The organism is Aeromicrobium sp. Leaf245, assembly GCF_942548115.1.
In the GTDB taxonomy this organism is placed as follows: Bacteria; Actinomycetota; Actinomycetes; order Propionibacteriales; family Nocardioidaceae; genus Aeromicrobium.
Window position 1 is genome coordinate 3,309,672 of the sequence record NZ_OW824151.1, and the last position, 20,373, is coordinate 3,330,044.

A 20,373-nucleotide genomic window follows, 5' to 3' on the forward strand; every position below is an offset into this window, starting at 1 on the left:
CTGCGTGGCCGCGACTACGTCGGACACGGACCGGTCAGGTGCGAGAGGATCGGTCACACCAGGGTCGAGCACACGAGAGCGGGACGCATGGCAGCAGGACGCATGACGTCGCGGGACACGCGATGAGGCTGCCGACCGTCCAGGACGTCGAGCGGCTGCTCCCCCGTCCCGACGCCTTCACGAGCCGCTCGCGCGGCACGGGGCTGAGCGCGCGCGTGGGCGTCGCGCTCGGCGTCGCGTTCGGGCTGTGCTTCGTCACCGGGATCTGGAGCCACCTGCAGCAGGACCCGCAGGACTGGGTGCCGCTCGGGCCGTCGCCCGCCTGGCTCTACCGGGTGACCCAGGGGGTCCACGTCGTGGCCGGCACGGCCGCGGTGCCGCTGCTGCTGGTCAAGCTGTGGTCGGTCTTCCCGCGGCTGTTCGTGCGCCCGCCGTCGGGTCGCCGCGCCCTGGTGGTCGAGGCGTTGGAGCGCGCGTCGATCGCCGCGCTGGTCGCCTCGGCGGTGTTCATGCTCGCGAGCGGGCTGCTCAACATCGCCCAGTGGTACCCCTGGGACTTCAGCTTCCGACGCACCCACAACGCCGTGGCCTGGGTGGCGATCGGGGCGCTGCTCGTGCACGTGGCAGTGAAGCTGCCGGTGATCCGGGCCGCCCTCGGCGCCCCGATCGACGACGAACAGGTCGACGACGACCACGAGGACAGGCCCCCCGATGCCGGCGACGGTCCCACGCGCCGTGCCGTCCTGCTCGGCGCAGCCTCGGCGTCCGGGCTCGCGGTCCTGCTCACCGCCGGACAGTCGGTCCCCTGGCTGCGCAACGTCTCGGTCTTCGCGGTGCGCAACGGCGACGGTCCGCAGGGCCTGTCGATCAACCGCACCGCGAGGGCCGCCGGTGCCGTCGACGGTGCCAGCTCACCCGACTACGTGCTCGAGGTCGTCGCGGGTGGGCGCACCGTCTCGCTCACGCGCGACCAGCTGGCGGAGCTGCCGCAGAGGACGCACCGCCTGCCCATGGCCTGCGTCGAGGGGTGGAGCAAGGACGCCGTGTGGACCGGCGTGGCCGTCCGCGACGTCCTCGCCCTGGTCGACGCACCTCCGGGGTCCGACGTGCGGGTCTCCTCGCTGCAGACCCGCGGGGCGTTCGCGAACACCGACCTGCCGGCCGCGTTCACGCAGGACGAGCGCACGCTGCTCGCCCTCGAGCTCAACGGCGAGACGCTGTCGCTCGACCACGGGTACCCGTGCCGCATCATCGCGCCGAACCGGCCCGGGGTGCTGCAGACCAAGTGGGTCCGTCGGCTCGAGGTGACCGCATGAGGGCCGCCCGCGCGATCCTCGTGCTCGTCGGTGTGGGCTGCGGGCTGTGGGGGCTGTGGCTCATGCGCGAGTTCACGTCCGAACAGCTGGTCTCGCTCGTCGTCTGGCTGGTCGCCGGCGTGCTGGTCCACGACGCGGTGCTCGCGCCCGTCACGGTCGCGCTCGGGGTCGGGGCGTCCCGACTGCTTCCTCGCCACGCGGCCCTCGGCATCGCGTTCCTGGTCTGGGCGACCCTCACCGTGACCTTCCTGCCCGTGCTGAGCGGGCAGGGCGGCAAGCCCGACAACGACACGATCCTCAACCAGCCGTACGGCGCGAGCTGGGTCGTGATGACGGCGCTGCTCGCGGTCGGTGGGGCGTTGGCCGCCTGGGCGGGCCGACGCGGGTCACCCGCCACCACGGCCGCGGATCGCGACGCGTGATCCAGGCCCTCGGTCAGCGGTAGCGGGGCGCCCTGCCACCGCCCTGCACGTCGCGCGCCAGGACGGGCAGCACGCGCGGGGCCACCAGCTCGCTGAGCACGACGATGCTCGTCGACCGCACGATCGAGCCCGACGTGCTCATGTGCAGCAGCACGTCCTGCAGGTCCGCGTGGGAAGACGCCGCGATCTTGCACACGACGTCGGCCGTCCCGCTCGTCACGTAGGCCTCGAGCACGTTGGGCAGCGAGTCGAGCTCGGCACGCACGTCCTCGAGCCGGCCCTGGGCGATCTCGAGGGTGGCGAAGGCCAGGACGGGGTGGCCTGCCGCCGTGAGGTCGACGTCGGGGCCGTAGCCGGTGATGACGCCGGCGGCCTCCATCTTGGCCAGGCGCGACTGCACCGTGGCGCGCGCGACCTTGACCACGCGCGAGAGCTCGAGGTCCCCGGCGCGGGGGTGCTCGCGCAGTGCGGCGACGAGGGCGAGGTCGAGAGCATCCATGGGTGATTCCTCTGCAGATTGACCAGTCTCGAGGGACTCTACTCGGCAGGAACGCTCGATCTGTCTACCTCGGACCAGGCAGGTTGCCAAGCACACGAGAAGGCGGTGACCTGGACCACATGACGACGACTCCAGACACGATCCTCACCGACGCCGAGCGGCTCGCCGACCTCGACCTCGAGCAGCTGCGCAGGCTCGTCGGTCTCGTCGAGCACGACGACTCGGCCGACCCCTTCCCCGTCACCGGCTGGGACGCCCTGGTGTGGGCGGTCGGCAACGCCACCCAGGCCGCCGCCTACTACGAGAACGTCTACGGGATGCAGGTCGTGGCCTACTCCGGCCCCGAGACCGGCAACCGCGACCACCACGCGTACGTGCTGCAGAGCGGCGCGGTGCGGTTCGTGCTGAAGGGCGCGGTCGACCCCGACTCGACGATCGCCGACCACCACCGCCGTCACGGCGACGGCGTCGTCGACATCGCGCTCGAGGTGCCCGACGTGGACCGCTGCATCGAGCACGCCCGCGCCCAGGGTGCGACCGTGCTCGAGGAGCCCCACGACGTGAGCGACGAGCACGGCACCGTGCGGGTCGCGGCCATCGCCACCTACGGCGACACCCGGCACTCGCTCGTGGACCGCAGCCGGTACACCGGCCCCTACCTCCCCGGCTTCGTCGAGCGCCGCACCACCGTGCACCGCGACCCGGCGGGGGTGCCGGGCCGTGGGCGGCAGAGTGGCCTCGTCTTCCAGGCACTGGACCACGTGGTCGGCAACGTCGAGCTGGGCCACATGGACGAGTGGGTCGACTTCTACGGCCGCGTCATGGGCTTCACCAACATGGCCGAGTTCATCGGCGACGACATCGCCACCGACTACTCCGCCCTCATGAGCAAGGTGGTGGCCAGCGGCAACCACCGGGTCAAGTTCCCGCTCAACGAGCCGGCGATCGCGAAGAAGAAGTCGCAGATCGACGAGTACCTCGAGTTCTACCGCGGTCCCGGCGCCCAGCACCTCGCCCTGGCCACCGAGGACATCCTGGCGACGGTCGACCACCTGCGTGAGCACGGCGTGCAGTTCCTCGCCACGCCCGAGAGCTACTACACCGACCCGGCGCTGCGGGCCCGGATCGGTGAGGTGCGCGTGCCGATCGAGGAGCTGCAGAGCCGCGGCATCCTCGTGGACCGCGACGAGGACGGCTACCTGCTGCAGATCTTCACCAAGCCGATCGGCGACCGGCCGACGGTGTTCTTCGAGCTGATCGAGCGGCACGGGTCCCTCGGCTTCGGCAAGGGGAACTTCCAGGCGCTGTTCGAGGCCATCGAGCGTGAGCAGGCCAAGCGCGGGAACTTCTGATGGCGCACTACCGTCGCGCCGGATCGATCCCGCCCAAGCGGCACACCCAGCACCGCTCCCCCGACGGGACGCTGTACCGCGAGGAGCTGATGGGCGAGGAGGGGTTCAGCTCGGACTCCTCGCTGCTCTACCACGTGGGCGTGCCGTCGGCGGTGCTCGAGGCGCGACGGTGGGAGCTGCCGGACCAGACCACGACGCCGAACGAGCCGCTGCTCCCGCGGCACCTGCGCCTGCACGACCTGTTCGACGAGGGCGGTACCGACGTCGTCCAGGGACGACGACTCGTGCTCGGGAACGCCGACGTGCGGATCTCCTACGTCGTGGCGGACGCGACGTCGCCGCTGTACCGCAACGCCACGGGCGACGAGATCGTGTTCGTCGAGGCCGGCACGGGCGTGCTCGAGACCGTGCTCGGCCACCTCACCTACGGCCCCGGCGACTACCTGGTGGTCCCCCGCGCCACCACCCATCGCTACGTGGTCGAGACCACGACCCGCGCCTACTGCATCGAGGCGAACGGCCACGTGGCCCCGCCCAAGCGCTACCTGTCGCGCTACGGCCAGCTGCTCGAGCACGCGCCCTACTGCGAGCGTGACCTGCGCGGACCCGGCGAGCCCGAGGTGCGTGAGGAGGGACCGGTCGAGGTGTTCATCAAGCACCGCGGCTCCGGCCCGGGCGGCCTGGCGGGCACGGTGCACGTGGTCCCGGACCACCCGTTCGACGTCGTCGGCTGGGACGGCTGCCTCTACCCCTACGCGCTGAGCGTGCACGACTTCGAGCCGATCACGGGGCGCATCCACCAGCCGCCGCCGGTGCACCAGGTGTTCGAGGGCAGCAACTTCGTGGTCTGCAACTTCGTGCCGCGCAAGGTCGACTACCACCCGCTCGCGATCCCGGTGCCGTACTTCCACGCCAACGTCGACAGCGACGAGATCATGTTCTACGTCGACGGCGACTACGAGGCGCGCAAGGGCTCCGGCATCGCCAAGGGGTCGGTCACGGTCCACCCGGGCGGCCACTCGCACGGCCCCCAGCCGGCGGCCATCGAGGCGAGCCTGGGCGCCGAGTCCTTCGACGAGCTCGCGGTCATGGTCGACACGTTCCGTCCGTTGGAGCTGGGCGAGGGCGGTCGGGCCGTCGACGACGGCGTCTACCACCGCTCGTGGTCGCAGTGAGTGGTCCCCGCGACGTACTCGTGGGACCGTTCGACGCGTTCCTCGACGACGCGGCCGTGTTCCCGCCCGGGGACCTCCCGCTCGACGAGGCAGTCGCCGCGCACCTGGCACGGCACGGGCACCACGTCGCCGCGCTGGTCGGTCCACTCGTGCTCCCGGCCTCCGCGCTCCCCCGCGCGGCCGAGCTCGCCCGTGGCGCCACCCTCCGCGTGGCCGTGGTGGCCGACGCCCCGTTCGACGTCCCGGCCGGGCTCGACGTGGCGGCGGTGGAGACGCGCGACCCGGCGTCGGTGACCGTGCCCGCCGGCGCCTGCCTCGTGGTCGAGACGCACGCGGACCGTGCGCTCGACGTACCGGCCGGCGCGCTCGTGAAGCTGCGCACCGGTGGCCCCGACGCCCACGCGTTCCCGACGCCCGAGCGGCTGGGACGTGCACTCTCGTCGCTCGTGCGCGCGGAGCGACCCTTCAAGCTCACCGCCGGCCTGCATCGCGCCGTCCGCTCCACCGACCCCGACGACGGCCTCGTGCACCACGGGTTCGCCAACGTGCTGCTGGCGGTCGACACCCTGCTGTCGGGCTCCGGCGACGATGCCGCGGTGGCGGTGCTCCGTCGCGAGGACGAGCACGTCGGCCCCGACCTGGCCGCGCTCGGCGAGGACCGTGTCCGGCAGGCACGTCGCCTCTTCACCTCGTTCGGCACGTGCTCGGTCGACGAGCCCGCAGCCGACCTGGCCCACCTCGGCCTGCTTCCCGGAAGGATGACCGCATGAGCGATCCCGTCGACTGGGGCACCACGACGCTGCCGTGGTGCTCCTTCAGCACGGCCGGAGCGGCGCCGCGCGTGGGAGTCGGCGTGGGCACGCAGGTGCTCGACGTCGGCGCGGCGCTGCCGGACCTGGCCGAGGAGCTGGCCGACGGCACGATCGACGGCGTCCTGTCCTACCCGTCCGAACGTCGCGCCGAGCTGCGCGACCGGCTGTTGCAGCTCGTCGCGTCCGGCGCCGAGGAGCACCTGGTGCCCCAGGCCGACGTCACGCTGCACCTGCCGTGGACGGTCCGCGACTACGTGGACTTCTACGCCTCGGAGCACCACGCGTCGAACCTCGGCCGCCTGTTCCGACCCGACTCCGAGCCGCTCACCCCGAACTGGAAGCACCTGCCCATCGGGTACCACGGCCGAGCCGGCACGGTGGTGGTCTCCGGCACCGACGTCGTGCGCCCCAGCGGCCAGCGCCGCACCCCCGACGGCGAGATCGTCTTCGGACCCTCGACCCGGCTCGACATCGAGGCCGAGGTGGGGTTCGTCGTCGGCGGCCCGTCGGTGCGCGGCCCGCTCACCCTGGCCGAGGCCGAGGACCGCCTGTTCGGCGTGTGCCTGGTCAACGACTGGTCCGCACGCGACCTTCAGGCCTGGGAGTATGTGCCGCTCGGACCGTTCCTCGGCAAGTCGTTCGCCACCTCGGTCTCCCCGTGGGTGGTACCGATGGAGGCCCTGGCCGGGGCCCGCGTGGCTCCGCCGACCCGCGACGTCGCCCTCCTGCCGTACCTCGACGACGCCGACGCACCGGCCGGAGGCCTCGACCTCGCGCTCGAGGTGCGCTTCGACGGCGAGGTGGTCTCCCGCCCGCCGTACGCGGCGATGTACTGGACCCCCGCGCAGATGCTCGCCCATCTGTGCGTCAACGGCGCCTCGGTGCGACCGGGCGACCTGTTCGCGTCGGGGACGGTCAGCGGCCCGGCCCGCGAGGAGCGCGGCGCCCTGATCGAGCTCACCTGGAACGGCACCGAGCCGATCGTGCTCCCCGACGGGACCACCCGCAGCTTCCTGGAGGACGGCGACACCGTGACGATCACCGCCACCGCTCCCGGCGCCGACGGATCGAGGATCGAACTCGGTGCCGTGACGGGGCGGATCGCCGGATCCTGAGATCCCGGCGTTTCGGACGGCTCGCAACGGGTACACAGGACGGGCGGCCCTGCGGTCGCCCGGACGAGGGAGCTGGATGGGACTGACGGCAGAGCTGCTGCGTGAACGCACGCGCACCCCCCTCCCCCTTCCCGGCAGCGGTGCCACGCACGACCGGCTCGACGCACTCGTCGCTCTCGGGCACGAGGACCTGTCGCTCGCGAAGCTGGCCGAGCCGCACCACGACGCCGTGGCGATCGGCGCCGAGCTGGACCACCCCATCGACACCGACGGGGTGTGGGCCGTCTGGGCGGCGGCACCGCCGTTCGCGGTCGTCCGTGCGACGCGGACCGGGGATCGGTGGCACCTCGACGGCACGAAGGCCTTCTGCTCGGGAGCGGACCTGGTGACCCACGCGCTCGTGACCGCCGAGGACGACGGCCACGACCGATTGTTCGCCGTGGACCTCGACCAACCAGGGGTCGCGGTCGACGAGCAGGCTCCGACGTGGGTGGGGCCGGGCATGGCCGACGCCCGCACGGTCACGCTGCGTCTCGACGCCGTGGACGCGGTGGCCGTCGGGGCGCCCGGCGCCTACGTGCAGCGGCCCGGGTTCTGGCACGGCGCGATCGGCATCGCCGCCGTGTGGACCGGCGGCGCTCGGGCCGTCGCGGACGTGCTCGAGAGATCAGCCCGGCTGGACGAGCACGGGCTGGCGCACCGCGGCGCCGTCCGCGCGGCGCTGCACACCGCCGGCGCCCTGCTGGACGACGCGGCCCGCAGGATCGACACCGAGCCCGACACCGAGGTGGAGGCACTCGCGCTCGCGGTGCGCGCCGGGGTGGCCGACGTGGTCGACACCGTCCTGCACCACGTCGGACGCGCCACCGGACCGGGGCCGCTCGCGTTCGACGCCGAGCACGCCCGACGGGTGGCCGACCTGCAGGTCTTCGTGCGGCAGCACCACGCGGAGCGTGACCTCGCCCGGCTCGGAGGACTCCCATGAGGCAGCACCCGGCGGCGCCCTGGTCCGAGGTCCTGCGCGGCGCGAACCTGCCCCGGGCCGCCGCGCCGTCCGGCCAGGTAGTGGTGCTCTCGGCCCATCCCGACGACGAGGTGCTGGGGGTGGGCGCCTGGCTCGCCGGACGTGCCGGACACCCGGTGCGGTTCGTCGTGGCGACGGACGGCGAGCGCTCGCACCCCGACAGCCCGACCCTCACGCCCGACCAGCTGCGCACCGTGCGCCGGGCCGAGCTCGGCGAGGCGCTCGCCGTCCTCGGGCACGAGCGGCCGGACGTGACCCACCTCGGCCTGCGCGACGCAGCCCTGCCCCAGGACGAGTCACCGCTGCGCGACCGCCTGACGACCCTGCTCGCGGACGCGGCGCTCGTCGTCGCGCCGTTCGAGGACGACGGCCACGCCGACCACGACGTGGTCGGCCGTGTGGCCCGGGAGGTCGCGCCCGCGGGAGCCACCCTCTGGCGCTACCCCGTGTGGCGATGGACGGTGACCACCCCGTCCGCGCAGGCCTCGTGGCTGCGCGGAGCGGCCCTGCTCCCCTACGACACTGCGGCGCACGCCCGCAAGGTGACGGCGCTGCGCTGCTTCCGCAGCCAGCTCCAGCCACTCTCGCCGCATCCCGCCGACGCGCCCGTGGTGACCGAGGCGCTGCTGGCCCACGCCCTGCACGCGCCCGAGGTGGTCCTTACGTGACCGACCCGGCGTACTTCGAGCACCTGTACCGCACCGACCCCGACCCGTGGCTCCTCGACAGCGCCCCGTACGAGGAGCGCAAGCGGGAGCTGACCCTGGCGAGCCTGCCCCGCCCGCAGTACAGGCGCGCCTTCGAGCCGGCATGCGCGGCCGGGCAGATCACCCAGCTGCTGGCCCGACGCTGCGACGAGGTGGTGGCCATGGACCTCGTGGACCTCGCGCTCGAGCGGCTCGGGCAGCGCGCGCTGGACCGCGTCGACGCCCGCCGCGGGTCCATCCCACAGGACTGGCCGGAGGGCGCCTTCGACCTGGTGGTGCTGTCGGAGGTGCTGTACTTCCTGTCCCCCGAGGACCGGGCCCTGACCGCGCACCGCACGGTCGAGAGCCTGACCGACGACGGCCAGGTGCTGGCCGTGCACTGGCGCCACGACTTCGACGAGGCGGCGTCGCGCCCCGACGACGCCCACGCCGACCTGCACGCGGCCGGCCTGCGCGGCGTCGTCACGCACGTGGAGCGCAACTTCCGGCTCGAGGTGCTGGAACGTGCCTGAGGTCGATCGCATCGGCGTCGTGGTGCCGGCCCGCGACGAGGCCGACCACGTCGAGGCGTGCCTCGCGGCCCTGGCCGAGGCGGCCCGGCACGTGACCGTCCCGGTCGAGGTGGTGGTGGTCGTGAACGCCACCGTCGACGCCACCGCCGCGATCGCGCGGCGACACGGTGCACGCGTGCTGGAGCGGTCCGAGCCCGGGGTCGGCGCCGCCCGCGCGGCAGGTGTGGCCACCCTGCTGGAGGGCCACGACCCGACCCGCACCTGGATCGCGACGACCGACGCCGACTCGCGCGTCCCCCCGGCCTGGCTGGAGCACCACCTCCATCTCGCCGCGGCGGGTGCCGATGCGGTGGTCGGCACCATCGTGCTCCCGCCCGATGCGACCCCGGGACACGCAGCGTGGTGGCGCCACTACCAGCGGGGCGTCGACGGCGCGAGCCACCGACACGTGCACGGCGCCAACCTCGGGGTGCACGCCTCCGCCTACCGCTCCGTGGGTGGGTTCGCGACCCTCCCCGTCCACGAGGACGCCGACCTGGTGCACCGCGTGGTGGCGGCGGGCCACCGAGTCGTGTGGACGACGGAACACTCCGTGGTCACCTCGCCACGCCTGGTCGGGCGCGCACCGTCTGGCGTCGCGGCCGACCTGCGCGCGTGGTCGGCGCCGGCGGGCTGAGCTCGACCGGTACGGCGGGGTCGTGGCTGGCTCTTCCCTGCTGGTGCGTCAGTCGGGTGGGACCCGGACTGCTGCTGCGCCGCTCGGGTGGGCCTTCGCCCGCTGCTGCGTCACTGTGGTGGGCCTCGGTCCGGCTGGGTCTGCGGGGCGCGGCCGAGTTCTCGCTCGATGCTGCGTCGCTGTGGCTTCGAGGCGGGGCGGCCTCCGAAAGGGCCTCGACCGGAACGGTGGGTCTCGACTCGGCTGGGTCTGCGGGGCGCGGCCACGATTCTTCATCTGTGCGGGATCCACGCAGGATCCTTCCTTCGCGTGGACCGTGCCTCGCGGAGGGAGAATCGTGGCGCCGACATGGCGCCCTGAAGGGCAGTGATTCTCCTTCTGCGTGGAACGGTCCGCGAGAAGGGAGAATCCCTGCCCACCCGCCGCGCGAGTCGCCCCGGCGGACGCAAGATTCTGCGTTCGCGTGCAGAACCCCGAACGATGCTGCGTTCGCGACGGGATCCGAACACGAACGCCGCATCCTTCGCCCCCTCACGCACCAATGCAGAATCCTGCGTCACCGGGAGCCACGCTCCGAGAACCCGACCGAGCGCAGACCCGTCCGCCGGTCGAGGCCCTTTCGGAGAACAGGTTCACTCGTAGCCACAGCGACGCAGCCGCAGGTCGACGCCCACCCGAGCGACGCAGCAGCAAGCGAAGGCCCAGCCGAAGCCGCACAGCCGCACGCAGAGACCCACTCACGCCGACGGAGCCGACCGGCCAGCTTCTCCCGCTCAGTGCACGCGCGAGAGCGCGCGACCTCGCGCCGCGACCCGCAGCCGGACGGCGGCGCGCAGGTCCTCACGACCCAGGACGTCGTTGAGCTGGGCCGAGACCTCGTCGGCGCGCCGGGCCAGGTGGGCCAGGTCCGCCTCGGGCTCGATGGTCGCGTCGACGCGGGCCACGAGCTGGCCGCGGTCCTTCACGACCGTGCCACGAGCCGACCGAACACCGTCGGTGGTGGCGTAGGCGTCGGCAGCGGCGCCGAGTGCCTTGCCGGCGAGGGCTTCGTTGCGGCCGTCGGGGCCGCTCCCGCTGAGGCGCAGTCGCGAGACCGTGTTGCGGCGCAGGTGGGCAAGGATCCAGCGCAGGCCGACGAGCGCCACGACGACGCCGCCGACGGCGACCGCCCAGGCCACCCAGGAGGTACCGAGGGCGTCCGACGCTGCGGAGGTGCTGCTCGTGTCGGGCAGCGTGGTGCCCGAGATCGAGCGTCCGGACCACCACCACAGGCCCGCCAGGCCGCCGGCGAGCAGCAGCAGCGAGAGCACGAGGGTGGCGATGCGGTCGAGCAGGAGGACGGTACGACTGATCATGGGACTCAGCTCTTCTCGTGGCGGATGGTGACGTCGACGCGGGGCGACGGGTCGACGGCGGCGCAGACCTTCTCGACCTGCTCGCGGACGGTGGACTCGAGTGCGGCGTCGCGGTCGGTGGAGGCCACGGACCGGGCGACGACCTTGACCTTGCGACGGCCGACCGAGACGTCGGCGTCGGTGACGCCGTCCGTGCCGTCGATGGCGGCCTCCACGACGCGGGTGAGGTCCTTGCGACGCAGGTGAACGCCGCTGTCGGCCGTGAGCGCGAGGGTGCGTCGCGGCCGGGGCTTCAGGGCGATCGGCAGCAGCAGCACGCCGACCACCAGCGCCACGATCGCGGCGGCGAGCACGGCGGGCGAGTCGCCGGTGACCCCGTCGGCGGCCTGCACGACGGTGTCGAGCCACGAGTCGCCCGAGACCGCACCGAGCTGCACGAGCAGGTGCTGGACCGCGACGACGCCGAGCGCCACGAGGGCGAGGGCGAGCAGCTGCGCCACGAGGGGCGTGGCGCCGGTCCCGGCCGGGGACTTCGCCGCCGGCAGGGGTGCAGCGTGCTGCGTGGTCGCGTGCCGGGCCGTGGTGGCGGCGCGGTCGCCGCCGGCGCGGTCGCCGGTCGCGGGACTGGTGGTCTCGGAAGACATGGGAGGTCCTTCTACGGGGGGATGGGGTGGGATCAGAGGACGCGGCGGGCCGGCTCGTCGAGGTGCACCACGTCGGCCACGGTCACGTCGACCCGGCTGACGGTGACGCCGACGAGGGTGTCGACCCGCTCGGTGACGTGCTCACGGACCCGGTCGGTGAGGGGCGCCAGCGGCGTGGGCCAGACGGCGGCCACCTCGACCTTGATGCGCGACGTCTCGCCGGCCACGACGGCGTCGGCGTGCGGCAAGCCCTTGCGGACCAGCTTCGTCCAGCCCTTGCGGGTGTCGACGACGGCCTCGATCTCCGAGGCCGCGATCGACGCCACACGACTGACGACGCCGTCGGCGATCGTGGTGCGGCCGCGCTCGGCCGGCGCGGGCAGGTCGTCGCGCCCGACGGGCGCCTGCACGTCAGCCACGGTCCCGGCGTCCGAGGATGCCGGACAGGTCGACCTCGCCGTCGACGTGGCCGCCGACGAGGTAGCCCGCCGTTCCGAGCACGAGCGCGAACAGGAAGCCGGCGAAGCCGCCCGCGGCGGCGGCGATGGCGAGCAGGAGGCCGGCGATGAGGCCGACGGTGGAGGTGGTCATGTCAGGTACTCCTTCGTGGGGCCCGCCGAGGCGGGCGATGGGGGGAGGTAGGGGTCAGATGTCGAAGTAGCGGCGGCGTCGGGGGGTCGGCACCCGGGCCGTGACGGCACCGGAGACCTGTCGCAGCACGCGCCGCGCGGTCGTCCAAGGCCGGTGCATCGACTCGGGGAGGAAGTCCGGGACGGCCCGCAACGCGTCCTCGCGGACGCCGAAGCGGTGGTCGAGCGCGGCGAGCCGGGCCTGGAGGACCTCGGGGTCTCCCCCGACGTCCGGGTGGTGGCGGCGCACCAGGGCGCGGCGCTCGCGGCGCCACTGCTCGCGCAGCGAGGAGTCGACCGGCCCCTGGTACGGCCTCTCCTGCGCCCCGGCGCCGCCGCTCACGGTTCGGTCGTCCGTGCGGGGACGACGTCCTCGACGACGACCTGCACCGGTGTCCCGACGACTGGGGTCACGGCCGAGCGGACGGCGTCGGCCAGCTCGCGCAGGGGCGAGCCCATGGCGGCCACCACGTGCACCTCGGTGAGGTCGTCGCGGATGCGGATGCCGGTCACCCGGCGGCCCGGGAGGTACGTGCCGACCTCGCCGAAGGACCCGGCGTGCAGGTCCGCGACACCGGGCACCGCGAGGGCAGCCTCGGCCGCCCGCTCCGCCGGGGTGGACGCTCCGTCGTTCGCGGAGGCGTCCTCCCCGACGCGCGCGGCACCGGCGTGACCGGTCGGGTCGGGGGCGCTCACTGGACCCGCGGCTCGCTGCTGGTGCTGTCGTCGGCGGACTCGTCGGCCTCGATGTGGATGTCCTGCACCTCGATGTTGACCTCGACGACGCTCAGGCCGACCATGCGCTCCACGGCGTTGATGACGTTCGTGCGGATGCCCTTCGCCAGGTCGGCGATGGAGACGCCGTACTCGGCGACGAGCTGGATGTCGATCGCGGCCTCCTTCTCGCCCACCTCGACGGAGATGCCCTGCGAGTGGTTGGTGGAGGAGCCGGGGATCCGCTCGCGGAGCGCGCCGACGGCGCGGGCGGTGCCGCCACCGAGCGCGTACACGCCGGTGACCTCACGGGTCGCGATGCCGGCGATCTTGGAGACGACCGTGTCGGCGATGGTCGTACGGCCCTGCGTGCTCTCGAGCTCGCTGGAGGTCGTGGTGGTCTTGGCGATGGCCTTCTCGCTCACGTCATCATTCCTGTTCTGGAGTTCGTCGTTGATCGGACACAGGTGAGACGGGGTGACCCCGCCGATCGTCACGCCGCTGTGAGGCACGTCACCTGGGACGCGACGTTTCGGCGGGCGGGGCCCGCGGGCCGGTGCCACCATCGACGAGGCGACACCACCGTCGCCACGTCGAGACGCGGGAGCCAGCGGTGCACGGAAGCCAGGCGTCGACGTCCGGACCGACCGGTCCCGACGCTGCCGACGACTCCGCCGGGTCCGGCGGGAGCGACCTGGAGGCCGTCACCGACAACGCCCTCGCCCGCCGTGCGGGGCTGGGCGACCGGGCGGCCTTCGAGGAGCTGTTCGACCGACTGTTCCCGGGCACCCTGCGCTACGCCACGCGTCTGCTCGACGGCGACGAGCGGGCCGCCGAGGACGCGGTGCAGGAGGCGTGGGTCAAGGCCTGGCGCGCCCTGCCCGACTTCCAGGGTCGCTCGAAGGTGCAGACGTGGCTGTTCACGATCGTCCAGCGCGAGGCCTACGAGCGTCGGCGCCGGACCCGCCCGCTCGCGGTGGACGACCAGATCCTCGAGCCCCTCGCCCGCGGCGGCGACGCGGCACTGGGGGCGGCGCGGCGCAGCGACCCCGAGGGCGAGGCGATGCTGCACGAGCTGTGGGAGACGTTGACGCTCGCTCTCGGTGAACTACCGTGGACCCAGCGGGCGGCGTGGACCCTGCGCGAGATCGAAGGATTCTCGTACGCGGAGATCGCGCACGTGCTCGACACGACCCCGACCGTGGTGCGCGGACAGCTGCACCGCGCTCGACGCACCCTGGCGATCCGGATGGAGCAGTGGCGATGAGCGGGATGGAGGCAGTACCCGACGGCATCGACCTCGCCCAGGGCGAGGCCGCCCTGGCCCTCGCCGCGGCCCAGCTGCGCACCCTCCCACCACCGACGCGGGTCGTGGCGGTCGCCGATCGCGTGCTCGAGCGGGCGCTGGCCGCACCCCGCCGCGCCGTCCTGGTGGACACCGTCCACGACGACCTGCGCGTCTCGTCGGTCGCGATCGTCGCCCTGCTGCGCGAAGCCCTCGACACGGGCCTGACCGACGCCGCCGTGCGCCGAGTGACGCTCGACGTCGGCCCCGACGCCGTGCTCGCGGGCGTCCGCGTCGAGCTGGTCGTCCGCTACCTCTCGTCGGTCCCCGACATCGCGGACCGGGCCACGGCGCTGACCCGGGCCACGCTGACGGACGTGCTGGGCGACGGTCCTGCGCCCGGTGCGGCCGACGTCGTGCCGCACGTGCACGTGGGCGACGTGACGCTCGGCGACCCGCGCCTCGTCGACCCGGTCGACGAGGACCTCGAGCCCGCATGAGGCAGCTGACCGTCCACCGCCACGTCGACGTCGCGCCCGACGTGGTGTGGTCGCTGCTCGTCGACCTCGACGCCTGGCCGCGCTGGGGCCCGTCGGTGCGGCGCGCCGCGCTGGAGGGTGGCGGCGAGCTGGGGCTCGGTGCCCGCGGGCACGTGTGGACGGCGGTCGGCGTGCGCCTCCCGTTCGAGGTCACCTCGTTCGACCCCGGTCGTTCCTGGGCCTGGCGGGTCGCCGGCGTCCCGGCCACCACCCACGCCGTGCGACCCGACGGCGACGGGTGCCGCGCGAGCATGGGCGCTCCGCTGTGGGCGCCGGCCTACCTCCCCGTGCTGGCTGCCGCGCTCGTGCGCATCGACCACCTGGCCCGTCCGGCCTGAGGGCGGACCCCGGGCCGTCAGTCGTCCGCGAGCACGACCACGCGGTCGTCGGCGGCGACCGGGAACGCCGTGGACTTGGCCGGGTTGACGTGCACCCCGTACCCGGCGGCGGGATCGTGGGCGTCGGCGGCCACGCGGTACCCGAGGGCGGTCTCACCCCGGCGGGCCGCCGCCTCCACGAGCGTCGCGTAGCCCACCGGCTCCCCCGGCGTGACGTACGCGCCGACCGGCCGCAGGTAGATCTCCGCACCGTCGGCGTCGAGCAGGTCGGCGAAGACGGCCTCCAGGCGCCGGTCCTCCGAGAGCTGGGTGAGGATGAGGCTCAGGATCTCGTCGCTCACGATCACGTCGTCGACATCGGCCACCTGGGCCAGGGCCCGGTTCCGGTCGTCGAGCATCTCGCTGACGACGGACGGCCGGTCCGCGACGGGCACGTCGGCGAGCAGGTCGCGCAGGTGCAGCAGGGTCACGAGCGTGCGGGCGTCGGCCCGCTGGACGGGCAGGTCGTCGGAGTAGCAGAGCACGACGACCTGGTGGTACGACGCCACGTCGAGGGCAGCGAGGGTGCCGCGGTCGGAGGTGCGGCCGTGGCTCACCATCACGGCGAGGTTGGAGACCTCGGGCACGTCGGGGCTGCCCAGGTCGCACACGACGTCGAGGCTCGACCCGGGCTGGGCGTACTGGTCGAGCTCGCGGACCACCACGGCAGCACGCTCGTTCCAGCCCAGCACCAGGATCCGGCTCGCCGCCTCGGGTGCGACGGGATCGGTCACGATGCGTGCGGTCTCGACCTCGGTCGTCGTCCGGTGCAGACCGGCGAGCACGGAGTCGTCCTCGGCCACCACCACGAGCTCGCGGTCCCCGACCGGCTCGTCCTGGCCGGGGTTGAGCCGGACCGATCCGTCGGGCGAGGCCAGTCCGATGACCGACACCGTCTCGTAGGCGCGCACGGCGTCGCGGTACGTCGCCCCCGCCAGGGAGGGATCGCGGTGGAGGTAGATCTCGTCGCCGTCGAAGTCGAACAGCTCGGTGTACACCGCCGCAGCACCCGACTGGCGCGACGTCTGCACGATGAGGCGGGCGACCGTCTCGCGCTTGTCGACGACCACGGCCCGTTCCCCCGCCACCAGCCGTGCCGCCTCCAGGTTCTGCGGGTCCTGGATCTCCGCCACCACGTGCGGGCCGTCGCCGCCGTGCGTCAGGGCGAGCAGCGTCTTGACCACCTCGCTGTCGGGGTCGTCGGTCTCCGGTGACAGGACGATCACCGAGCGCGCGGCCGTGTGGTGGGTGAGCGCGAGGTCGCCCAGGTCGAGCGGTGAGCCCGTGCGGCACACCACACGTGTCCCCCGCAGGTCGGGCACCTTCTCCCGGATGGACTCCTCCATCTCGACCTTGTCGCGCTCGGCCAGCACGACGACAGCGGGCCTCCGGCGGCTCTCGTTGGCCACCGACAGCTCCCGCACGATGGCGAAGACCGCGTCGGACCAGCCGAGGACCACGGTGTGGTCGGTCTCGACGACCAGCGACCGGCCGCGGCGCAGCTGGGCGAGTCGGTCGTCGATGCCCGTGGCGATCACACCGATGAGCGCGCTCACCACGAACAGCCCGGCGACGGTGAGCAGCAGCATCGTGACGATGAACGGCCAGCTGCCGGAGTCACCGGCGACCGTCCCGGGGTCGAGCGCGTGGAAGAACGAGGCGAGCAGCTGCCCCACGAACCCGCCCTTGGCGTTCTCGGTGCCCGGCTGCATGCCGGTGACGGTCACGACGATCGAGAAGACGACGATCAGCAGCACCGTCACGACGGCGAGCCAGCCCACCAGCGCCGAGGTGCCGCGGGCCATCGTCCCGTCGAACCAGTAGCGCAGACGCGCGCGGCGCGAGACCGAGGTGGAGCGTCCCCGGCCGCGGTGCCGATCTCGCGGCACCACGCCGTGCGCCCCGTCACCGGTCGTCCTGGTGCTCATCGCCTTGGCGGTGCGCTGACGCATCTGCTGCCCGGTGCGGCCCATGGGTCCTCCTGCTCGTCACGACCCCCTGGGCATGGTGGCGGATCAGGACCGACCGCGTGGGCGTTTTCGGGCAGATCGGGCCCTTGGTCAGGCGGGGTACGGCTCGGCCGTGAGCAGCCTCGCCAGGTGGGCGCCGTTGGCCGCCGCCGTCCTCAGCGTCTGCAGCGGTGCCTCGGGCGTCTCGTCGAGGTCGTTGTAGTCCACGGTGTGCATCGCCTCGCCGTTCCAGTAGGTGCCGCCCTGGGCCGGGATCGTGCAGCCCACGTCGTCGAGGGCCTGGTAGAGGTCGGCCGTGATCTTGTGCGCGCCGTCCTCGTTGCCGACGACGCCGACGAGCGCGACCGTGCCGTAGAGGATTGGGTTGCCGTCCTCCCGCGTCTCGGACAGCTCGGCGTCCAGCCGCTCGAGGACCCGGTTCGCGACGCTCGACATCTGGCCCACCCACGTCGGCGTGACGACCACGAGGATGTCGGCGTCGAGCACCTGCCGCCGGATGGTGGGCCACTGGTCACCGTCACCCATGTCGGTCTCGACACCGGGTCGGACGTCGTGGTCCACGACGCGGACCATGCTCCCGGTCACGTCGTGCTCGGCGAGGGCGTCGAGGAACTGCTGCGCCATCAGCGCGCTGCTCGAGGGGGCGTCGCCGGGCTTGAGCGTGCAGTTGAGGGCCAGGGCCGTGAGGGTCATCGGTGGTGCTCCCGTCGGAAGTCGATCGCGACGCCGTCGTGTCGACGACGTCGCCGGAGGCGTACCCCGCTGGTCGGACGCCATGCGCGTCGCCGGAGGTGCGGTCGGGCAGGCGGCACCGCAGCATGGAGGCAGGGGGCCTCGACCGGCCGTGTGCCTCTCACCGAGGAGGAACCGTGGACCGACAGAACCTCGCACGCGTGGCAGGCACGTCCGCCGCCGTCACGACACTGGTGCAGGCGGGCACCGCGGCCGTCGCCCTGCCCCGGGGACGTCGCGACTACGCCGACGGCGCATGGGGGCCGGGCCTCGCGGCCATCGCGCTCACGAGTGCCGTGGTCGGGAACGGCGACCGACGTCGGCGCTGGGCCCTGGCTGCCGCCACCACCGCGTGGGCGGTGCGGCTCGAGTCGCTCATGCTGCCGCGGCTGGTCGGCAGCGACGAGGAGGACCCCCGCTACACCGAGTTCCTCGAGGGCGACTCCACCGCGACGGCCGGGCTCAAGGTGTTCGTGACGCAGGGGCTGGCGCAGCTGGTCGTCTCGGCACCGCTGCAGGTGGCCGCAGCGAGCACCCTCCCCCGGACCTCGCGCCGTTACCTCCTGCCGGTCGGCCTCGCCGTCATGGCGATCGGGACGGTCGTCGAGGCGCTCGCGGACCGGCAGAAGGACGCGTTCAAGCAGCGCGACGACGACGAGAAGCCCGACGTGCTCGACACCGGGCTGTGGGGCGTCTCGCGCCACCCCAACTACCTGGGCGACTCCGTGACGTGGGACGGCGCGTGGCTCGCCGCGGCCGCGTCGGCGCCCGCAGGGTGGACCTGGCCCGCACCGGTCGCCATGTCCTACTTCCTCATGTACGCGACGGGCGCCAAGCGCACCGAGCAGCGCATGGAGGACCGCCCCGGCTACCGCGACTACCAGGACCGGGTGCCGTTCTTCTTCCCCGACCCGCGACGGCTGCTCGCCCGCCTGCGCGGGTGACTACCGGACGACGACCTCGCGCGTCCGGCTCGCCGGCACGACCAGGCTGTTGCCCGAGTACTCCAGCGTGTACCGGTGCGTGCCGGGCTCACGACCACTGACCGTCAGCGAGCCGACCCCGTTCGTCAACGACGCGATCGTGCCGATCTTCACGTCGTCCTCGAGCACGGCGACACTGCCGGACGGACGCGACGTCCCGACCACCACGACCTTCGCGGTCAGCTTCACCTTCCCGCCCCCCAGCACCGTCGTGGTGTTCGACATCGACGGAGCGCGCTTGACCACCACGGACTCGGTCCGCTCCGCCTGGGTCCGGTAGCCCGTCCGCGAGGCCTTGACGACGAGGAAGACCTTCTTGCCCCAGTCCGCCGAACGGAGGAGGTAGGTGGACCCACGCTGACCGGAGATGGCGGACCCGTTCCGGTACCACTGATGGCTCCACGTCAGACCGGACGGCTTCCAGTAGCCGAGGTCACGACCGATCCGATCGCCCACCACCGGGTACCGAGCTGCAGCCAGCGTCGGCCGCCGCACGACCTCGATGGTCCCGATCAGCACCGCCTTGGTGGCCACAGACGTGGCGGTCGCGATCGCCTCTCCCCCACGGACAGCCGTGACCTTAACGGTGAGCTTCTTGCCGAGCGTGCCGGGGCTGGGCGTGTAGGTGGCCTGCTTGCCGGCATCGATCGCGACGCCGTTCATGTACCACTGGTACCTCAGCGAGACGCCCTCGTCGGACTCCCAACCGTCCAGCGACGCCTCCAGCGGTCGGCCCACCTGCGGGTTCGCGCTGCTGATGGTCGGACGAGGAACGGTGGTGGGCGGTCCGTCGAGATCGATGGTGCCGACGTCGTAGGACGAGTCGGAGGAGACCTTCACCTCGAAGCGGGCTGCGTCGGGCTGGTCCACGAGGGTCCCGTTGCGCAGTCCCACCCGGTAGCTTCCCGAGGGCACGTTCGACGTCGCGCCCAGCGTGAACCGCGGTGACGACGCGGTGAGGGTCTGCTGGTCGATGGCGTTGCCCTGCGCGTCGTAGAGCGTGGCCACCAGACCGTTGATCCGCGAGGGACTCTCGCTCGTGACGGTCCCCTGGACGAAGCCACCACCCCAGAGCGGCAGGTCGACGTCGCTCGCCGTGCCATCGGCCGCGACGGTGACCGCCGTCGCCTGGTCGACGCGGTCGGCGTCCTTCCAGTAGGAGTCCAGGACCTTGAAGGCCGGGTCGCTCCCGTGCAGCGTGACGAGGTAGTCGCCCGCCGGGACGTCCAACGTGTATCGCCCGAACTCGTCGGTCGTCGCCGTGTCGACGACCTCCGCACCGCCCGCGAACGACTTCGCCGTCACCCTCGCCTGCGGCGTCGGCACACCGCCGCCCTCGGTGACACGACCCGTGATGGTGCCGGTGGCGACGTCGCCCTCCGCGCGCACCGGCGCTGCGGTGGACGGACCGGCCAGCAGCGCCAGCCCCGTGAACGTCGCGACCGTCACGGCCACAAGTGATCGGACCTGCATCATGCTCCCCCTCGGGCGCAGGCACGGCGCCCACGTCTGGGGCGATCCTACAAGTTCCAGGC

Annotated in this window: 25 protein-coding genes; 14 read left to right on the forward strand and 11 right to left on the reverse strand. The window is 73.1% G+C overall.

The genetic code is table 11. The features are described from left to right. Positions 1 to 122: 122 nt before the first annotated feature. Together NBW76_RS16110 and NBW76_RS16115 are read left to right on the forward strand one after the other, a co-directional pair. Entirely contained in the window at positions 123 to 1,316 is a 1,194-nt protein-coding gene (locus NBW76_RS16110) for a molybdopterin-dependent oxidoreductase (RefSeq protein ID WP_056552700.1), read from the forward strand. Then, positions 1,313 to 1,738: a hypothetical protein gene (locus NBW76_RS16115; protein WP_056552703.1), complete on the forward strand. Its 426-nt coding sequence runs from the start codon at positions 1,313 to 1,315 to the stop codon at positions 1,736 to 1,738. Before NBW76_RS16110 ends, NBW76_RS16115 begins: the two co-directional genes overlap by 4 nt. A 13-nt stretch (positions 1,739 to 1,751) precedes the next feature. Here the strand turns inward: NBW76_RS16115 and NBW76_RS16120 are convergent, their stop codons facing one another. Beyond that, positions 1,752 to 2,237: an Lrp/AsnC family transcriptional regulator gene (locus NBW76_RS16120; protein ID WP_055969508.1), complete on the reverse strand. Its 486-nt coding sequence runs from the start codon at positions 2,235 to 2,237 to the stop codon at positions 1,752 to 1,754. Positions 2,238 to 2,356: 119 nt separating this feature from the next. Here NBW76_RS16120 and hppD point away from each other — a divergent pair, with 119 nt between their 5' ends. The 8 genes from hppD (at position 2,357) to NBW76_RS16160 (ending at position 9,610) form a co-directional block, all read left to right on the forward strand. After that, positions 2,357 to 3,589, forward strand: a complete 1,233-nt coding sequence (gene hppD, locus NBW76_RS16125; protein WP_056552706.1) for a 4-hydroxyphenylpyruvate dioxygenase — start codon at positions 2,357 to 2,359, stop codon at positions 3,587 to 3,589. Next, entirely contained in the window at positions 3,589 to 4,764 is a 1,176-nt protein-coding gene (locus NBW76_RS16130) for a homogentisate 1,2-dioxygenase (RefSeq protein ID WP_055969513.1), read from the forward strand. Before hppD ends, NBW76_RS16130 begins: the two co-directional genes overlap by 1 nt. Positions 4,765 to 4,784: 20 nt before the next feature. Next, positions 4,785 to 5,534, forward strand: coding sequence for a hypothetical protein (locus NBW76_RS16135; RefSeq protein WP_056552709.1), 750 nt, complete (start codon positions 4,785 to 4,787; stop codon positions 5,532 to 5,534). After that, positions 5,531 to 6,691, forward strand: a complete 1,161-nt coding sequence (gene fahA, locus NBW76_RS16140; RefSeq protein WP_055969519.1) for a fumarylacetoacetase — start codon at positions 5,531 to 5,533, stop codon at positions 6,689 to 6,691. The genes NBW76_RS16135 and fahA overlap by 4 nt, the downstream gene beginning before the upstream one ends. Before the next feature lie 76 nt (positions 6,692 to 6,767). Further along, complete coding sequence (locus NBW76_RS16145; protein WP_056552712.1) at positions 6,768 to 7,676, forward strand: hypothetical protein; 909 nt, start codon at positions 6,768 to 6,770, stop codon at positions 7,674 to 7,676. Then, entirely contained in the window at positions 7,673 to 8,383 is a 711-nt protein-coding gene (locus NBW76_RS16150; protein WP_055969525.1) for a PIG-L deacetylase family protein, read from the forward strand. The genes NBW76_RS16145 and NBW76_RS16150 overlap by 4 nt, the downstream gene beginning before the upstream one ends. Beyond that, on the forward strand, positions 8,380 to 8,934 hold the full coding sequence (locus NBW76_RS16155) for a bifunctional 2-polyprenyl-6-hydroxyphenol methylase/3-demethylubiquinol 3-O-methyltransferase UbiG (RefSeq protein WP_055969528.1): 555 nt from the start codon (positions 8,380 to 8,382) through the stop codon (positions 8,932 to 8,934). Before NBW76_RS16150 ends, NBW76_RS16155 begins: the two co-directional genes overlap by 4 nt. Continuing rightward, complete coding sequence (locus tag NBW76_RS16160; protein ID WP_056552716.1) at positions 8,927 to 9,610, forward strand: glycosyltransferase family 2 protein; 684 nt, start codon at positions 8,927 to 8,929, stop codon at positions 9,608 to 9,610. Before NBW76_RS16155 ends, NBW76_RS16160 begins: the two co-directional genes overlap by 8 nt. 773 nt (positions 9,611 to 10,383) lie before the next feature. Here the strand turns inward: NBW76_RS16160 and NBW76_RS16165 are convergent. The 7 genes from NBW76_RS16165 to NBW76_RS16195 are packed head-to-tail and all read right to left on the reverse strand — an operon-like array spanning position 10,384 to position 13,377. After that, complete coding sequence (locus NBW76_RS16165) at positions 10,384 to 10,965, reverse strand: hypothetical protein (RefSeq protein WP_055969533.1); 582 nt, start codon at positions 10,963 to 10,965, stop codon at positions 10,384 to 10,386. A 5-nt stretch (positions 10,966 to 10,970) separates the two neighbouring features. After that, positions 10,971 to 11,609 (reverse strand): DUF6286 domain-containing protein, encoded by a 639-nt coding sequence (locus NBW76_RS16170; RefSeq protein WP_056552718.1) that lies wholly within the window; start codon positions 11,607 to 11,609, stop codon positions 10,971 to 10,973. A 32-nt stretch (positions 11,610 to 11,641) separates the two neighbouring features. Further along, positions 11,642 to 12,028 (reverse strand): Asp23/Gls24 family envelope stress response protein, encoded by a 387-nt coding sequence (locus tag NBW76_RS16175; protein WP_056552723.1) that lies wholly within the window; start codon positions 12,026 to 12,028, stop codon positions 11,642 to 11,644. Continuing rightward, the gene (locus NBW76_RS16180; RefSeq protein ID WP_055969542.1) at positions 12,021 to 12,200 is read right to left on the reverse strand and encodes a hypothetical protein; all 180 of its coding nucleotides are present in this window, start codon (positions 12,198 to 12,200) and stop codon (positions 12,021 to 12,023) included. Before NBW76_RS16180 ends, NBW76_RS16175 begins: the two co-directional genes overlap by 8 nt. A gap of 54 nt (positions 12,201 to 12,254) precedes the next feature. Further along, positions 12,255 to 12,581: a hypothetical protein gene (locus tag NBW76_RS16185; RefSeq protein WP_056552726.1), complete on the reverse strand. Its 327-nt coding sequence runs from the start codon at positions 12,579 to 12,581 to the stop codon at positions 12,255 to 12,257. Beyond that, the gene (locus tag NBW76_RS16190) at positions 12,578 to 12,934 is read right to left on the reverse strand and encodes a hypothetical protein (RefSeq protein WP_082481374.1); all 357 of its coding nucleotides are present in this window, start codon (positions 12,932 to 12,934) and stop codon (positions 12,578 to 12,580) included. Before NBW76_RS16190 ends, NBW76_RS16185 begins: the two co-directional genes overlap by 4 nt. Then, positions 12,931 to 13,377 (reverse strand): Asp23/Gls24 family envelope stress response protein, encoded by a 447-nt coding sequence (locus NBW76_RS16195; protein ID WP_235492876.1) that lies wholly within the window; start codon positions 13,375 to 13,377, stop codon positions 12,931 to 12,933. Before NBW76_RS16195 ends, NBW76_RS16190 begins: the two co-directional genes overlap by 4 nt. A gap of 188 nt (positions 13,378 to 13,565) precedes the next feature. On the opposite strand from NBW76_RS16195, the gene NBW76_RS16200 reads away from it, so the two are divergent. Genes NBW76_RS16200 through NBW76_RS16210 form a run of 3 tightly spaced genes read left to right on the forward strand, consistent with a single transcriptional unit; the run spans position 13,566 to position 15,114 of the window. Further along, complete coding sequence (locus NBW76_RS16200) at positions 13,566 to 14,219, forward strand: RNA polymerase sigma factor (RefSeq protein WP_082481387.1); 654 nt, start codon at positions 13,566 to 13,568, stop codon at positions 14,217 to 14,219. Then, positions 14,216 to 14,737 (forward strand): hypothetical protein, encoded by a 522-nt coding sequence (locus NBW76_RS16205; RefSeq protein ID WP_156364676.1) that lies wholly within the window; start codon positions 14,216 to 14,218, stop codon positions 14,735 to 14,737. Before NBW76_RS16200 ends, NBW76_RS16205 begins: the two co-directional genes overlap by 4 nt. Beyond that, on the forward strand, positions 14,734 to 15,114 hold the full coding sequence (locus NBW76_RS16210; RefSeq protein WP_056552729.1) for an SRPBCC family protein: 381 nt from the start codon (positions 14,734 to 14,736) through the stop codon (positions 15,112 to 15,114). The genes NBW76_RS16205 and NBW76_RS16210 overlap by 4 nt, the downstream gene beginning before the upstream one ends. 17 nt (positions 15,115 to 15,131) lie before the next feature. Here the strand turns inward: NBW76_RS16210 and NBW76_RS16215 are convergent, their stop codons facing one another. Together NBW76_RS16215 and NBW76_RS16220 are read right to left on the reverse strand one after the other, a co-directional pair. Then, positions 15,132 to 17,126 carry an NAD-binding protein gene (locus NBW76_RS16215; RefSeq protein WP_056552732.1) on the reverse strand — a complete coding sequence of 665 codons (1,995 nt, stop codon included), beginning with the start codon at positions 17,124 to 17,126 and terminating at the stop codon, positions 15,132 to 15,134. Between the two features lie 87 nt (positions 17,127 to 17,213). Then, positions 17,214 to 17,816 carry a flavodoxin family protein gene (locus NBW76_RS16220; protein ID WP_056552735.1) on the reverse strand — a complete coding sequence of 201 codons (603 nt, stop codon included), beginning with the start codon at positions 17,814 to 17,816 and terminating at the stop codon, positions 17,214 to 17,216. Between the two features lie 176 nt (positions 17,817 to 17,992). Between NBW76_RS16220 and NBW76_RS16225 the strand changes: the two genes are divergently transcribed. Further along, the gene (locus NBW76_RS16225; protein WP_056552738.1) at positions 17,993 to 18,799 is read left to right on the forward strand and encodes a DUF1295 domain-containing protein; all 807 of its coding nucleotides are present in this window, start codon (positions 17,993 to 17,995) and stop codon (positions 18,797 to 18,799) included. On the opposite strand, the gene NBW76_RS16230 is transcribed toward NBW76_RS16225, so the two are convergent. Continuing rightward, the gene (locus tag NBW76_RS16230) at positions 18,800 to 20,287 is read right to left on the reverse strand and encodes an Ig-like domain repeat protein (RefSeq protein ID WP_162239198.1); all 1,488 of its coding nucleotides are present in this window, start codon (positions 20,285 to 20,287) and stop codon (positions 18,800 to 18,802) included. It lies immediately after the preceding gene. Positions 20,288 to 20,373 lie beyond the last annotated feature (86 nt).